The sequence below is a fragment of the Rossellomorea sp. GCM10028870 genome (assembly GCF_042666755.1).
Lineage (GTDB): Bacteria > Bacillota > Bacilli > Bacillales > Bacillaceae_B > Rossellomorea.
The window spans coordinates 443,102-457,134 of record NZ_JBHTGN010000001.1 but is presented as its reverse complement, the minus strand read 5'-3'; the positions used below and the strand labels follow the sequence as shown (position 1 = coordinate 457,134).

Genomic DNA, 14,033 nt, shown 5'->3' with positions numbered 1-14,033 from the left:
TAAAGGAAGTGATTGAATGAAAGCAGCAGTGTATGTCCGTGTTAGTACTACTGAACAAGCCTCCGAAGGCTACTCTATTCGTGCACAGACAGACCGTTTAAAAGCTTACTGTGTGTCCCAGGGATGGGATATATTCGAAATCTATATCGATGATGGTTATAGCGCAAAAGACACCAACCGGCCTAATCTGGAAAGAATGATGAAACATATTGAGCAAAACTTAATAGATTGTGTCCTGGTTTATCGCCTGGATCGTTTGACTAGATCAGTACGGGATCTTTATAACATTTTGGAAACGTTTGATAAAAATGATTGCAAGTTTAAATCAGCTACCGAGGTTTATGATACGACCACTGCAATGGGTAGAATGTTCATTACCATAGTAGCTGCATTAGCTCAATGGGAAAGAGAAAATACCGGTGAAAGAATCCGCATGGGTATGGAACAAAAAGCACGAGAAGGAAATTGGGTAATTAATCGATCTCCTTATGGTTATGATTTAGATAAAGAAAACAAGACGCTTACTATCAATGAAGTAGAAGCTCTTATTGTAAAAGATATATTTAATTACTACCTTAAAGGGAAAAGTACAATTAAAATTGCTGTAGAATTAAATCGGTTAAATATCCGAACAAGGAACGATGTAATTTGGAGTGGCTTTAGAGTCAACTACATCCTTTCCAACCCCCTTTACATAGGAACCATGAGATATAACTTCAGAGTAAATAAAGAAAATTACTTTGAAGTAGAAAATACTCATCCTCCTATCATTTCCAAAGAAATTTTTGAGAATGTTCAGAGGATTAAAGAAAGTAGAAGTACATCACATCCAAGGGCAGCTACAAGTAAATTTATTTTTTCCGGAATAGCAAAATGTGCACGATGTGGATCCCCTCTATCAGGTAAACATGGTTATTCGAAAAGAGGAAATAAAGAATATCGTTCTCGAGGCTATATCTGCAATAGGAAAGTTGTTGGAGAATGTAATCAACGATCTATGGCAGAGCGTTATATAGAAACTCAGTTCATCAAGTATCTAGACACATTAAATATTAACCCTGATATTGTTGATGACATTACTCATGAAAATGAGATTGATGATAGCCAGGATAGAATGGACTTATTAAATAAAGAATTAAATGAAATTGATAAACGGAAGAAAAAGTGGCAATATGCTTGGGTAAACGAAATGATTAGTGATGAAGATTTTTCTGTTCGAATGGAAGAAGAAAATACTAAAGAGGAAGATGTAAATAAGCAACTATCTTCTCTTCAACCGGCTGGGGAAAAAATGAACACCGAAGATCTTTCAGAAATTCTCCTAGACATAAAGTCAAACTGGTACCAGCTTGATGCATTGGAGAAAAAGATGTTGCTTCAGATGTTCACGAAGAAGATAGTTATTGATCGAGTTAGTGATCGGTTGAAACCAGATTGTTTGGAAATTAAAGAGGTTGAGTTTTATTAATATTAACAACATTCCTTAATAGCTCAGAAACAGCTCTGAGCTATTATTTCTTCAGTTTAATTAAAGATTTATAGGACTAAATTGAAGGAGCGCGTCTTCCCTAAATTTGGTACTGATCATATCGTCTTCTTTAGAGAGATAATGCATTAGTCTTGGTTCCAACTCATGCATTATCTCATTAAAATCTTCAATATAATCCTGATATAAGTCATAAAATTTTTTTAGGAACTTTCTTTGAAACACGTTTGTTAGGTCCCCTTTACTTTCATGTCCTGTAAATGGATCCATTATTTTAGGGATATATACGATATTCCACGGGGCAGTAAAAGAAAATGGATTCTTAGTTCTTCCGAAAATATGTGATACTTGATAATTTCTAATACGCTTATATTTAATAGTTGGCTTTTCTTGTCTAGAAAAACCGGTTAACCTTTTTAAAAGTTTTGTTGGTTCTGCATTATTTGTGGGATCCTTTATAAACTGATTATGTCCAAATAATTCTTTATATAAGTTTATATATAATTGCGTACCCTTCGCATCTCTACCATACCCACGAACATAAATCCTTTCTTTACCTTCAATAATATTTTCTTTCAGTAACTGCCATTCATCATAAACATCATTTTTTGGGATGAAAATAGTTTCTTTTAGTCCAAAATCAATCATTTGATCTTCCGTTATATTAAACCTATCCATGAAAACTTTGTAACCATCTATCATTAATAACATCCACCTTTAAATAAAGTATATCGTTTTTCATTAATAACATTATCAGAAATCCTGTGTGCATGGTTCTACTAATATTACTGGGTGACCTGTTAAGCTCGCCCTTATTGCAATCTCCGCCGTTTCCCGATCCCGGATCTCCCCCACCATGATAATATCCGGGTCGTGCCGTAAAATCGCTTTCAAGCCGGTGGAATACGTTATCCCGGCTTTTTCATTCACTTGTATCTGCACCATATCCTCATGCATCTTCTCCACGGGATCTTCCAGTGTGATCACATTACGGTTCAAGGCTGCCGAACAATGATGAACAAGGGAATACAAAGTCGTTGTTTTCCCACTGCCAGTCGGTCCTGTGAACAAAATGAGACCATGGGAATACATCAGAAGAGCAAGTAATTTTTTTGCCGAGGAAGGATATAGTGACATTTTTTCAATTGGTATTTGATATTTTTGAGGGAGTATTCGAATGACGAGACTTTCTTTTAAATGAGTCGTTGGTAAGGTAGAAATTCTGAGAGATAGGGGTGTGTTTCGGACGGTAAGGCTGAAGGATCCACTTTGAGGTTTTCGCTTTTCTCCAATGTCCATGGAGGCCATGAACTTTAAATGGGCAATTAATCGTTCTGCCTGATCTGAGTCAATGGTCTGGAATGGAACCAATGCTCCCAGCTTCCTGAATTGAATCAAGTAATCTTTGGTTCTGGGTATTAAATGAATATCTGTTGCTTCACTGCTGAAAGCTTCTCCAATCATAGCTTCCGATAGGGATTCTACTGAGTGAAAAATAAATTTGCACCACCTTTCTGTTTTCCTAACTAAAGATATACGACATCAATTTACGAAATCCTTCTTTTTTCTTTCAAAAATTTTTCTTACCATATACTTATTTATTCATAGGTAAAAATTCTTTATGCATCGCAGAAATTACCAAGTGACCTGTTAAGCTCGCCCTTATTGCGATCTCCTCCGTTTCCCGATCCCGGATCTCCCCCACCATGATAATATCCGGGTCGTGCCGTAAGATCGCTTTCAAGCAGGTGGAATACGTCATCCCGGCTTTTTCATTCACTTGTATCTGCACCATATCCTCATGCATCTTCTCCACGGGATCTTCCAGTGTGATCACATTGCGGTTCAAGGCTGCCGAACAATGATGAACAAGGGAATACAAAGTCGTTGTTTTCCCACTGCCAGTCGGTCCTGTGAACAAAATGAGGCCATGGGAATACATCAGAAGTGCAAGTAATTTTTTTGCCGAGGAAGGATATAGTGACATTTTTCCAATTGGTATTTGATATTTTTGAGGGAGTATTCGAATGATGAGACTTTCTTTTAGGTGAGTCGTTGGTAAGGTAGAAATTCTGAGAGATAGGGGTGTGTTTCGGACGGTAAGGCTGAAGGATCCACTTTGAGGTTTTCGTTCATGAACTATAAATGGGCAATTAATCGTTCTGCCTGGTTTGAGTCAATGGTCTGGAATGGAACCAATGCTCCCAGCTCCCTGAATTGAATCAAGTAATCTTTGGTTCTGGGTATTAAATGAATATCTGTTGCTTCACTGCTGAAAGCTTCTCCACTCATTGCTTCCGATAGGGATTCCACTGAGTGAAATATAAATTAACACCACCTTTCTGTTTTCCTAACTAAGGATATACGACATCAATTTGCAAAATCCTTCTTTCATAGGTAAAACTTCTTTATTAATCATGTGACTCCATTTAGTCATTCACACATTCCTTCTTCGCCCATATATATAAAAAGAATATAAACACAAAATTGAAAGTGGTGACGATACCCCATGAGTAAATACATGGATTACACTTCTCCTGAAGCACAATTCTTTTTTGATGTTAATAAAAGTCCCTTATTTAAAAAAGATAATCAGAACTTAATCAATATCTTAGGGGTAAATCAATTGAATACATTGGATAACAGCTCACTACTTGATATCTATTTAAGTAAACATAATTTTGTGGAACCTCACTATCATCAGAACGCAGCTGAACTGGTCTATTGCATTTCTGGTGGAGCTACTGTTTCCATGCTCAATCCATATACGAAGCAAGTTCTAAATTACCGTATTTCTCCAGGACAGGTGACCAATGTCCCACAAGGCTGGTGGCATTATGAGGAGGCAACCCAGGACCACACCCACCTCTTGGCCATATTTAATGCACCTACCCCAGAAGTAGTTTTAGGTTCTGATATCTTAAAATTCACACCATCAAGCGTCATGGCTTACAACTATTGTATGGATGAAGCCGAATGGATAAAAACGACAGAAAAAGTGAAACCAACCACCTACATCGGTCCCAGTTGCTTAGAACCTCAAAGGCATTCACCTAAACGACAGTCCCATTTCGCCTATTCCCCATACCACTATCAATACCAGCCGAACCCTTATTATTACCGTCAGTGCATTCCGAAAACCATTTAGAAAGCGGAAGGGAACTTTTTTTAAAACTATTGAATAGAATTTCAAAATACAACCATACTATATTTTGTAAAGACGACTCAATGGGCTATAGCCAAGCGGTAAGGCATCGCACTTTGACTGCGACACGCGTTGGTTCGAATCCAGCTAGCCCAGTTAGAAAAGCGGAAGGGCTTTGCTCAGAGGCGACAAGCATAAGATGAGGCACCCGGAAAGGCGTTTTTTGCCTTTTTGGGTGCCTTAGCTTATGACCTCGAGCCTCTAAGCCCTGGAGCTGGACAAATTAAAAGCGGAGGCGGCTTGCTCAGCCCCGACAAGCATAAGGCGAAGCTGCCATAAAGGCGGCTTTTTGCCTTTTTGGCTGCTTTGACTTATGACCTCGAGGGGCTAGCCGCCGGAGCTGGACAGGAGAAAAGCGGAAGGGCTTTGCTCAGAGGCGACAAGCATAAGATGAGGCACTCGGAAAGGCGTTTTTTGCCTTTTTGGGTGCCTTAGCTTATTACCTCGAGCCTCTAAGCCCTGGAGCTGGACAATTTAAAAGCGGAGGCGGCTTGCTCAGCCCCGACAAGCATAAGATGAGGCACTCGGAAAGGCGTTTTTTGCCTTTTTGGGTGCCTTAGCTTATGACCTCGAGCCTCTAAGCCCTGGAACTGGACAATTTAAAAGCGGAGGCGGCTTGCTCAGCCCCGAAACCACATTGAAAAAGGCTGGCACTTTTCATAAAGTGCCGGCCTTTTTCAATACAACCATTTTTCCATTATACATTTAACTACTTTTCTTCAACGATCTGTTCTTATTCGCAAGGCTCTGTAATCCATCTGGATTGTAGCCGACCACCAGCTTTTTCCCGTCTGTTAACAAGGGTCTGCGGAGAAGTTTTGGCTCATCAATAATTAATTTGATCACTTCCGATAGAGGTAAATCGTTCACGTCTTTCCCCAAATCTTTGAAGGTTTGACTCCTTGTAGCCAATATTTCATCGAGTCCATCGGTTGTTAGGGATAGAAGCTCCATCAGTTCTTTATGTGTAGGCGTCTCTCTGAATAGATGTCTTTCATCAAAATCAACGGAATGTGCATTTAACCATTTTTTGGCTTTTCGGCAAGAGGTACAGCTTGGATAAGTAAAAAATGTCAGGTTATTCACTTTCATGACCTCCTTAAATTTAAACTTGCTTGTTTATGATTTGTTAAACATATTGTATATTAGTTGTATAACTTTTGTACAGTAATATCCCCTGGAAATTTGTGAACTTTTTTAAAACACTCGATCAATCAAGCTATATTAGGCTTTCCTTGCATATCCATTCTTTTTCTTGAAGCTTATAATAGAGTTATAACCAACAAAAATGAGGTGTTCCTTGAATGGATATGACACTGAAGGTTACAAGTGCACTTTCAGACCCTACCAGGTATTCCATTTACTTGTTCATTAGCGAGAGAAAACAAGAGGTATCGGTTCAAGACATTGCCGAAGAGTTTCATATTCACCCCAATGTTGCTCGACTACACCTAGCGAAGCTTGAAGAGATTCGAGTGCTGCAATCAGAATATGTAAAGACAGGTAAAGGCGGCAGGCCCGGCAAACGATATATCTCTTCTGAAGAAGTCGTGCAATTATCGTTTCCTCCTCGTGACTTCCGTTTACTTAGCAGTCTCACCATTGCTTCATTAGCTAAGCTTGGAGAAGAAGGTTTTAAGGCTCTGGTGGAAACGGGTTATGAGTACGGTAAAAGCCTGGTGAACCCCTACCTTCAAAGTCATAACCTATCCCTAATTGAATTATCACAAGCTGAAAAGTTACATATTTTATCGGAGATTAGCACATCAATCGGTTTTACTTTGGATGAGTCAATGACTGATGCAGATCAAATCAAGTTCCACTATGATCATTGCCCTTTTAATGAAAATGCCCAGTTGGAACCCATGTTCATATGCGGTTTACACAACGCCTTACTAAAAGGAATGTTTGAAACTCTATACTCTGTGGAAGAATTTAAACAAGAGGAAAATATGATAAATGACTGTTCCACGTGTAGATATCACGTAATCGTCACAAACTAAAAGCAAACGGATATTTACTTTTATGGTAGTATTCATTTATAATATTGAATGATGGACTTAGGGTGTAAAGGAGGGTTACATATGGATCGTATGTTTAGAGTTCTTGGATTTTGGACTGGTATTTTTGCTGTAATGTTCTATCTTGGTGATATGACCACGACATCATTAATCTTTTTAGGCCAAACAGGATTCTTCATTATGCTAAGCTATTTAAAACTGTCCGAACGTATGTATATTTATATTTTCGGTGCTTACTTAACAGTGTTCTTTGCTGGATTTACTTATTGGACGACCTTTATGATGACTCCGGGTGCAGGAGGACACTAAAAAAATTCCCTTTAGCTTATGGCTAAAGGGAATTTTTTTGTACAATTTAAAACCCATTCAAAAATGGATTTGAACCCATCTCACCTTCAATCGACGTTTCCGGTCCGTGGCCGGGTAGAACCGTCGTAGTCTCAGGCAACGTTAACAATTTGTCATGAATGCTTGTCAGCAGCTCCTTATGATTCCCACCAGGCAAATCGGATCGCCCGATGCTGCCCATAAATAACGTATCTCCAGCTAATACAATTTCACTTTCTTGTACATAATAAGAAATACTACCAGGTGAATGACCAGGCGTTTCAAATAATTGCAGCTGAAAATCGCCTATCGACAGTTTTTTTTCAGTTGTTAGTATGTAGTCAGCAGGATTCAATCTAATCAGTTCACCCATCATGAACAATTGAGATCCATTTAATGCAGGATCTAGTAACCACTGAGCTTCTTTCTCGTGAACATATACAGGAATACCATAGTTGTCCCGTACTTGATCAACCGCTCCAATATGATCAAAATGAGCGTGAGTAAGGAGAATGGCTAACGGAGTTAACGATTGACTCTCCAACCATTGAATCAACTTCTCCCCTTCACCGCCTGGATCGATGACTAAGCATTCATTTTTTGTGTTCCACAGGATATAGCAGTTCGTTTGTAAAGGTCCTAAAGGAATTTGTTTCCACTGCACCGTTTCCACCTCCAATTGTGATACTATTATTGTAGCAGAACTTATGGCATCATAAAAATTTGGCAGATAAACCCGCCATAGAAGTTTCAAATTTTCGACCTCGACAAACAGAGGAAAAAAATATAAAATGTTAATGAGTGCATTTATGTACATATGATTATTAAGCGCAGTAGTAAATCGCATTTTAATGAAAGGGGTCATATAAATGGGTCTTGTAATTATTACAGCATTGGTTACATTATTAGCGTTATTTGCAGTAGTAAGCACTTTCAAAAACAAGAACGCTATGGGAATTCTTTTCTCACTGGCGACACTGGGTGTTTTTGGTTGGTTTACAATTATGACTGTCCTTCACTCTGGTTACCCAGGTGGTCATTAATCAAACAAATGAATGATAGTAAAAAAGCCTCCCGTTTCTTGACGGAAGGCTTTTTTACTATCATCAAGGGCACCCTAAGGTAATGTAGGCACCAAAAAGTACCCTATGGACTTTTATAGTGGGTACATTATAATAAATATGAATATGTAGCCCATTCTATTTGTAAAAGGATCACATCTTTTACATGTAAGGGATAGGAGGTTCATCGATGAAAAAATACAATATACCTGTAGAAGCTTCCTTGGAAGTTATTGGAGGCAAGTGGAAAGTCGTGATTCTCTGTCATTTGATTAAAAGCAAGCGAAGAACGAGTGAATTGAAAAAATTAATGCCTGGAATCACTCAGAAGATGTTGACTCAGCAGCTAAGGGAACTGGAAGCAGATGGAGTAATCAACAGAATTATTTATAATCAAGTTCCTCCCAAAGTGGAATATGAATTAACAGAATACGGCTGGTCTTTAAAAGGACCTCTGGATATGCTATGTGCATGGGGTGAACAGCATATAGAGAAAACCTATCCTGACAAAAGTGAAGTGTTAGTCGAAAGTGAAGAAGTATGATTTCATAAGATAAAAGGGGTGAGTATCCTTTAAGGTACCCACCCCTTTTCCGGCTCTTAATGATCTAATTTACTCTGAACAGAAGATAACTTTCCTTCCATTGTCGTTTTCTTATCTCGACGGTCATCAATTCTGATATTTGTCGCTACCCTCTTGATTCCCTGTTTGAAAGGTGATTCATGAATGTCTTGAATGACCTGAAACAAAACAGGAAGTTCTCCCTCTATAATCGTATTCATTGGAGTAAGTTGAAATCGTATTTTCCCTTCTTCTTCATACCCCTTAAGAATTCTATGTAGATCCGCTACATAAGAACTTACACTTGGAGATTCCGTTCCGATTGGTATAACTGTAACATCTACTATTGCCATTACATATCTGCTCCTTCTTCTTTCAGTAGTTGAATGATGTTTGAGTTCGTCAAAACGATTACTTTCTCAAGTTGATTTCCATATAAACAATATTCCCCATTTGGTGAACATTGTATAGGCTCTAAAGGCAGGTCATCAAACAAAACGTCTTCTTTTCCCGAAACCGTGTCCCACTTCATCAATGAGAATGTTCCAGTGTACGTATCAAAAGAGCCTGGTTCATTTGCCTTGAATGTTATCAAATGACCCTTCCCACCTATCATATCATAATATGGGATTAACCAATCAGAATAACGGCTCAAGAGATCTACTGTGAATTCTGCCTGAATCTCACCACTTGAAGTGATGAATTGATACGTAAACGGTCCCTCTTCTTCCCGGGAAAAGATAGATAATAAAGAATCATCGAATTGATTAAAGTGGACACTGGAATCCACTATCATTTCTTTCCCCCCGTCGACAATATTCTGAGATAGCAGGGGAGCTGAAACGCTGATCTCATCCGTATTCCAATCTTGAAAAAGAACGGAAGAGTCCGAATGCCACTGTACAAATGGCTGTTCAACATCAATAGGATCCATTATCCCTTTTTCTACATCAATACGAAAGACTTGAAAGCTCCAATCTTCACTGAAGCTGGTCATTAACAAAGCATTGTCATCAAACTTGCTCCATGAGTGAGTTAATTCATAAGACGGGACATCCTCCTCTTGGAACAACACTTCGCCTCCCCTGTCAATAATAGTCACTTGCGCTGAATAAGATACAGGAGCTGAATGGATGAGTATTTTTTCCTTATCTGGTGAAATGCTTGCGCTCACATATGAAGATGGAATCTCGTAAATTTTCATATTGCTACCATCGTAAAGATTATAAATATAGAACGAGGTTTGACCATCCTCATTTTGCACGGTTAGAATTTCCGAATCCGAAAGCCAGCCGATGTTTTCTACAAAGCTGTCAGAGGTAAGAATTTCTGCAACGATCTCTTTCTTTTCAGTCTTCTCTTTCTCAGAGGGAGAAGTTTGAGTTTCTTCAGGTTGACAAGCTGACAACCAAAGAATACTCAACAGAAAACATATCAAAACACTTACCTTTTTGTTATTAATCATACCCTTCTCCCTCCCTCAATTTATTCCATATTAATAAGTACGTTTAAAAGAAGAAAATGTTTCAATTTCATTAAAAAAATTACAAAAATTCAAAAAAGTGATGACCGGATGTTCACTCGCACATCATTCGGGTCACCACAATCGGCTATTCTTTAAGTAGGATGATGATTTATTTTACTCCTGATTTTCACTTTCTACAATAGTTATTTTTGGAACATGCCAAAAGATTTTTCGAGTGATTTTTTATCATAAGTCGAATTTTATAGCAATCATGTCGCCTTAAGGCAAAGGACGCCTTTCCGGCATGTTCGTCTTATGCTTGTCGCCTCTGAAAGAGCCGCCTCCGCTTTTGTTTCATCCAGCTCCTGCGGCTAGAGCCTCGACGTCATAAGTCAAACATGCCAAAAAGGCAAAGGACGCCTTTCCGGCATGTTCGTCTTATGCTTGTCGCCTCTGAAAGAGCCGCCTCCGCTTTTGTTAGTACCACCGATAAATCGATACTAGGAAGATTCCGAGCATATCCTGGTAGATTTCGTTGAATTGAGAGAGAGGCAAGGGGTTTATACCTTTTCCTAACTCTATGGTAAACCCCGCTTTTTTGAATTCTTTAATAAACCAATCCTTGTAGCCCGCGTAGCTATCTATATATCTGACAGATTCATACCCGCTCACTCTGTTAAAATCCGCTGCCAACTTGGCGGCTTCCGGAGGTTCCAAGCCCTCGTAGCCCCAATAGAATTCTTTCCCTTGAGTGTGGAGGGCTAACAGCCGGTCAAACATTTCTTCTTGAGCCAGCTTAGCCATAGCGATTGTTTCAGGTTCTGAAAGAGGCTTATATCCTGGGAAATCTCTCGGAGCTGGTGATTTTTCTTCCTTTCTCCCTTTCTCCAACTCCCATTTGGCTGGAAATTGGTTATTCAGGTCTACTCCTCTTATATTTGCTTTCCATCCAGTAAAATCTGTACTTCCCCGATTGATTTCAATTAATTCTTTTCTTCTATCGACAGGTGGTCCGTTCAAAACGAGGTCCACTCCGTCCGGATTAACCATAGGTACAAACGAGATGGTCACCAACCCATATAAGGGAAGGGTCTGAATTCCTCTCATGAGGTTCCCATTCGTTAACGATAGCAAATAGTCATTAATAAACGTCATCAATATGGAGGTGGTAATCCATTCATTCGCATGAAAGGATGCATCTATGTGAACCTTTCTCTTTCCGGTACCCACTCTCATTTCAATGAGATCTTTTCCCAGTACACTTTCTCCTACTGAGTTTAACTTGATGAACGGATAGATCTCTTTTAGTTGTTTCACGTCATCCTCAAACGCTTTTGAACTATAGGCTTGTTTCCCATTTACTATCGGGGTAACGACTCTCGATGGCAGAAAAATACTTGAACCTATTTGCAAACTATTTGGATTGACTCCTTCGTTCAAGAGGAGTAGGGCGTCTACTCCTATATTCCTCTGCTCCGAAAGGGTCCAGAATGAATCTCCACTTTTAATTGAGTAGCTTTCTTTTCTAAATCCAGGGAGCTCTATCTCTGTCCCTATCTTCAATCCATTTGGATCAACAGAAGGGTTCGAATCAATGATTAATTGAATTGGAATATAAAACTGCTGACTGTAGTACCAAAAGGAATCACCACTGCGAACTTTCACTTTCATGAAGGAACCTCCCCATTCATATGTCCTTACTTACATGTATGAATGGTTCAATAATTCATGACAAAAAAAGCTTGCGAATCTCTTCGCAAGCTCTGTCTTACTTATTCTTCTTTACTTTCGGTTTCACCGTAAAAGCGAAGGAGGTCTCCATTGATGATCTTATCAGAGTATCCTAACTCCTCATTTACACGCTCTTTATATGGCTCACAGTATTTCATATCCGTTGTTTCTTCTGTTTCCTTATCCCAGCATTTTTCACCAGCAAAAACATAGTCCTCAGTAATGAAACGCCCATCACGCAGAATGGCAAGGTCTTCGTGCTGACTGGAGAAGAGATCTGAACCAAATTGGATGTCCTTCTTCGTGTCGATACCTAAAAGGTGCAAAATGGTTGGTTTCAAGTCAATTTGCCCGGAAACTTTAGAAATGGTCTTACCTTCCTGTCCAGGAACGTGAATAATCATTGGGACCTGTTGAAGCTGTGTGCTTACAAATGGCGTTACCTCTTTACCTAAATATTGACTCATCGCTTTATTATGGTTTTCAGAAATACCATAGTGATCTCCGTACATCACGATAACGGAGTTTTCATATAATCCTGATTCCTTTAAGTCTGTAATGAAGTTCTTAACAGCTTCATCCATGTAACGAACCGTTTGGAAATAACGATTGACCGTACCATCTTTGGATGTGTAAGGATCAATTAGCTTATCTTCTTCATCTAATGTGAATGGATAGTGGTTCGTTAATGTAATCATCTTCGTACTGAACGGTTGAGGCATCTCTTTCATATGCTCGACAGATTGCTCAAAGAATGGGATATCCTTCATACCCCAGTTAACAGAATTCTCTTCCGTTACTTCATAATCCGGTAAAGAGTAGAAGCGTTCGTATCCTAAGGAATCATACATAATGTCACGATTCCAGAAGCTTTTATTGTTTGCGTGCATGGCCGTGGTAAAGTATCCATTTTCTCCAAGCTTTTCTGTCATGGATTCAAACTCATTTCCTGAATGAGTGAAGAATACTGCTCCCCGGTTCAATGGGTAAAGGGAATTATCGAGTATAAACTCGGAGTCAGACGTTTTCCCTTGCTGGGTTTGATGATAAAAATGATCAAAGTAGTAGCTTTCTCCAATAAACTCATTAAGGAAAGGTGTAATTTCCTGACCGTTCATTTCACTATTAATGACAAAGTTCTGAAGGGACTCGAGTGATACAATGATTAAGTTCTTGTCCTTTGCAACCCCGAACATTTCTTTATCAGGCTCGATGTAACTTGCGCGGACGTAGTTATCAATATCCGCTAATTCGCTGCCGTCAGCCATTGCCCTTTGAGCAGAAGACTTAGATTGCAAGAAAATATCATACACATGATAATTATACGTTCCGATATTCTTTACTAACATTTCACGATCGAACGTTCTGGTTAGAAGCTGCGGTCTTTCTGATTCCGCCAAGCCCAGGTTAAAGAATACCAATGCCGTTGCAACCAGGAAATACGCACGTCGATTCGCCCGGCTGTAGTTTTGTAAAGAAAACCATGTTGGCTTTAATTTGATAATAAGGATCAATACAATGACATCTGTAAAATAGAATATATCCTTCCAGCTCATAATGGCGCTGGCACTTGTACCTAAATCAGAAAAATTGCTTGTTTGAAAAAGGACAGGGAGTGTCAGGAAGTCATCAAAAAATCGATAGAAAACAACGTTTCCGTATAGGACAAACGAGAGGACGAAGCTGGCAGCGATAATATATCGGGTCCGAGACTTATCCTTCTTAAGAAGTAACCCTACTCCGAAGATAAATAGTAAGAAACTCAGTGGGTTGATAAAGAGTATAAGTTCTTGAAGTGTACTCTCTATTTTTATATCAAAACTAGTTTTATAGACAATATACGTTTTAATCCAAAGAAGCAATGCAGCGATGATAATAAGAGAAGCCTTTGGTGTCTTTTTCAATTTCATTTAGTCAACCTCCTTGCTACAAACGGTTCGTTCGTATGTAACACATTCATGTAATGTTTTTATTGGTAAAATAAGGTAATTTTCAAAACGCAGCCTTGAACATCTTAATACTTTTTTTACAATACGTCAAACTCCATTTCACATTGTACGTGTACAATTAATATTTAAGTCTTATTCTCTTACCCATACTATTAGACGATTGAAACCGTTAAAAGTTTCAAAATAACTATATTTCTTCAAAACGGTTCTAATGTCCCTAAGTCTT

General features: G+C 38.9%; 15 protein-coding genes, 1 tRNA gene and 1 pseudogene. 7 read left to right on the top strand and 10 right to left on the bottom strand.

The features are described 5' to 3' along the window. Positions 1 to 16 precede the first annotated feature (16 nt). Complete coding sequence (locus tag ACFQWC_RS02300; protein ID WP_377105866.1) at positions 17 to 1,468, top strand: recombinase family protein; 1,452 nt, start codon at positions 17 to 19, stop codon at positions 1,466 to 1,468. A gap of 60 nt (positions 1,469 to 1,528) precedes the next feature. Here ACFQWC_RS02300 and ACFQWC_RS02295 read toward each other — a convergent pair whose 3' ends face one another. The 4 genes and pseudogenes from ACFQWC_RS02295 to ACFQWC_RS02280 form a co-directional block, all read right to left on the bottom strand. After that, positions 1,529 to 2,188 carry a hypothetical protein gene (locus tag ACFQWC_RS02295; protein ID WP_377105864.1) on the bottom strand — a complete coding sequence of 220 codons (660 nt, stop codon included), beginning with the start codon at positions 2,186 to 2,188 and terminating at the stop codon, positions 1,529 to 1,531. 81 nt (positions 2,189 to 2,269) lie between these two features. Further along, positions 2,270 to 2,983 (bottom strand): annotated as a pseudogene (gene comGA / locus ACFQWC_RS02290) (competence type IV pilus ATPase ComGA); the annotation flags it as partial. Between the two features lie 97 nt (positions 2,984 to 3,080). Continuing rightward, on the bottom strand, positions 3,081 to 3,629 hold the full coding sequence (locus tag ACFQWC_RS02285; RefSeq protein WP_377107213.1) for an ATPase, T2SS/T4P/T4SS family: 549 nt from the start codon (positions 3,627 to 3,629) through the stop codon (positions 3,081 to 3,083). Next, the gene (locus ACFQWC_RS02280; RefSeq protein WP_377105862.1) at positions 3,626 to 3,778 is read right to left on the bottom strand and encodes a hypothetical protein; all 153 of its coding nucleotides are present in this window, start codon (positions 3,776 to 3,778) and stop codon (positions 3,626 to 3,628) included. The genes ACFQWC_RS02285 and ACFQWC_RS02280 overlap by 4 nt, the downstream gene beginning before the upstream one ends. A gap of 217 nt (positions 3,779 to 3,995) precedes the next feature. Between ACFQWC_RS02280 and ACFQWC_RS02275 the strand changes: the two genes are divergently transcribed. Together ACFQWC_RS02275 and ACFQWC_RS02270 are read left to right on the top strand one after the other, a co-directional pair. Further along, the gene (locus ACFQWC_RS02275; protein ID WP_377105860.1) at positions 3,996 to 4,634 is read left to right on the top strand and encodes a cupin domain-containing protein; all 639 of its coding nucleotides are present in this window, start codon (positions 3,996 to 3,998) and stop codon (positions 4,632 to 4,634) included. Between the two features lie 81 nt (positions 4,635 to 4,715). Continuing rightward, a tRNA-Gln gene (locus ACFQWC_RS02270) sits at positions 4,716 to 4,787 on the top strand. 609 nt (positions 4,788 to 5,396) lie between these two features. Here ACFQWC_RS02270 and ACFQWC_RS02265 read toward each other — a convergent pair. After that, positions 5,397 to 5,777, bottom strand: coding sequence for a Spx/MgsR family RNA polymerase-binding regulatory protein (locus ACFQWC_RS02265; protein WP_299738382.1), 381 nt, complete (start codon positions 5,775 to 5,777; stop codon positions 5,397 to 5,399). A gap of 218 nt (positions 5,778 to 5,995) precedes the next feature. Here ACFQWC_RS02265 and ACFQWC_RS02260 point away from each other — a divergent pair, with 218 nt between their 5' ends. Together ACFQWC_RS02260 and ACFQWC_RS02255 are read left to right on the top strand one after the other, a co-directional pair. Further along, positions 5,996 to 6,694: a helix-turn-helix transcriptional regulator gene (locus tag ACFQWC_RS02260; RefSeq protein WP_299738385.1), complete on the top strand. Its 699-nt coding sequence runs from the start codon at positions 5,996 to 5,998 to the stop codon at positions 6,692 to 6,694. 81 nt (positions 6,695 to 6,775) lie between these two features. After that, positions 6,776 to 7,021 (top strand): DUF2626 domain-containing protein, encoded by a 246-nt coding sequence (locus tag ACFQWC_RS02255; RefSeq protein WP_113970494.1) that lies wholly within the window; start codon positions 6,776 to 6,778, stop codon positions 7,019 to 7,021. 46 nt (positions 7,022 to 7,067) lie between these two features. On the opposite strand, the gene ACFQWC_RS02250 is transcribed toward ACFQWC_RS02255, so the two are convergent. Continuing rightward, positions 7,068 to 7,703: an MBL fold metallo-hydrolase gene (locus ACFQWC_RS02250; RefSeq protein WP_377105857.1), complete on the bottom strand. Its 636-nt coding sequence runs from the start codon at positions 7,701 to 7,703 to the stop codon at positions 7,068 to 7,070. A 205-nt stretch (positions 7,704 to 7,908) separates the two neighbouring features. Between ACFQWC_RS02250 and ACFQWC_RS02245 the strand changes: the two genes are divergently transcribed. Then, the gene (locus tag ACFQWC_RS02245; protein WP_148969664.1) at positions 7,909 to 8,082 is read left to right on the top strand and encodes a DUF2759 domain-containing protein; all 174 of its coding nucleotides are present in this window, start codon (positions 7,909 to 7,911) and stop codon (positions 8,080 to 8,082) included. A 208-nt stretch (positions 8,083 to 8,290) separates the two neighbouring features. Continuing rightward, positions 8,291 to 8,644: a winged helix-turn-helix transcriptional regulator gene (locus ACFQWC_RS02240; RefSeq protein ID WP_044339667.1), complete on the top strand. Its 354-nt coding sequence runs from the start codon at positions 8,291 to 8,293 to the stop codon at positions 8,642 to 8,644. 56 nt (positions 8,645 to 8,700) lie between these two features. On the opposite strand, the gene ACFQWC_RS02235 is transcribed toward ACFQWC_RS02240, so the two are convergent. The 4 genes from ACFQWC_RS02235 to ACFQWC_RS02220 all read right to left on the bottom strand — a co-directional run bounded on the left by ACFQWC_RS02235 (position 8,701) and on the right by ACFQWC_RS02220 (position 13,768). Further along, positions 8,701 to 9,015 carry an MTH1187 family thiamine-binding protein gene (locus ACFQWC_RS02235; RefSeq protein ID WP_044339666.1) on the bottom strand — a complete coding sequence of 105 codons (315 nt, stop codon included), beginning with the start codon at positions 9,013 to 9,015 and terminating at the stop codon, positions 8,701 to 8,703. After that, positions 9,015 to 10,127 carry a YqgU-like beta propeller domain-containing protein gene (locus tag ACFQWC_RS02230; RefSeq protein ID WP_299738402.1) on the bottom strand — a complete coding sequence of 371 codons (1,113 nt, stop codon included), beginning with the start codon at positions 10,125 to 10,127 and terminating at the stop codon, positions 9,015 to 9,017. The genes ACFQWC_RS02235 and ACFQWC_RS02230 overlap by 1 nt, the downstream gene beginning before the upstream one ends. Before the next feature lie 477 nt (positions 10,128 to 10,604). Then, complete coding sequence (locus ACFQWC_RS02225) at positions 10,605 to 11,798, bottom strand: M14 family metallopeptidase (protein WP_377105854.1); 1,194 nt, start codon at positions 11,796 to 11,798, stop codon at positions 10,605 to 10,607. A gap of 101 nt (positions 11,799 to 11,899) precedes the next feature. Next, positions 11,900 to 13,768, bottom strand: coding sequence for an LTA synthase family protein (locus ACFQWC_RS02220; protein ID WP_377105852.1), 1,869 nt, complete (start codon positions 13,766 to 13,768; stop codon positions 11,900 to 11,902). Positions 13,769 to 14,033 lie beyond the last annotated feature (265 nt).